We start from the raw sequence: 761 nt of genomic DNA, 5'->3' as shown, positions 1-761 counted from the left end.
GGTGTTATGCGGAAGCTTAGGTATTGCGTGCCTCACACCTTAACAAGGCGTTAGGCTTTAGGAGTATACATTGGATATCGATAAAATAATTGAGAACAGAAAAGCTCGCGATAGCAGAAACAACAGACCTTTTGCTACGTTTATGGAAATGTACTTAGCCACTGAGAAAGCACAAAGAGAAGTAGCGGAACTCCGAGCAAGTACTGAAACCCAAGAAACAATCCTCAAAAGCCATGTTATTAATATAGTTACCGCCGTTGAGGTCTATTATCGTGATATTTTGGACGCTATTTTTAAAATGTGCGCTCCGAGTTCATTTGAAAGTAAGTTGAAAAAATTGCATGACAAGTCATACAAAATAGATGAGCTAGTTGCCATGTATGCTAAAGGGATTCATCCTTTAGAGTTAATCGCAAGTAACCACAGCTTTCAAAACACAAATAATATCGACAAAGTATTTACCATCGTTACTGAGAAGCCATTTCTTAAGCAAGTTCGCAACATGAAGTGGAGAATTGCCGATAAGCCTGAGTCTGAATCGGAAGTAACCCATGAAGACATTACTGCGTTGCAAGGTTTATTTGAATACAGGCATACTCTAATTCACAATCCTAATCAGTCACTTAAGGCGCCGATAAAAGACATCGAGAAACAGATAAACTCCGCTTTAGGTGTTGTAATGGCTTCTGATCTAATAATGTCCCAGTATATTAACGACAACATAGATCCTGAGCTAGAAAAAGAGTAAAAGCCTAACAAAC

At 38.6% G+C, this 761-nt stretch carries 1 protein-coding gene; it reads left to right on the top strand.

Going from position 1 to position 761, the window contains the following annotated elements; genetic code table 11:
* The first annotated feature begins 70 nt into the window (after positions 1 to 70).
* Complete coding sequence (locus VHA02S_RS24955) at positions 71 to 748, top strand: hypothetical protein (protein WP_038899607.1); 678 nt, start codon at positions 71 to 73, stop codon at positions 746 to 748.
* The last annotated feature ends 13 nt before the right edge of the window (positions 749 to 761 follow it).

This window comes from Vibrio harveyi NBRC 15634 = ATCC 14126 = KCTC 12724, assembly GCF_001591145.1.
GTDB lineage: Bacteria > Pseudomonadota > Gammaproteobacteria > Enterobacterales > Vibrionaceae > Vibrio > Vibrio harveyi.
The sequence above is the reverse complement of the archived record's forward strand: the minus strand, read 5'-3'. Positions and strand labels throughout refer to the sequence as shown.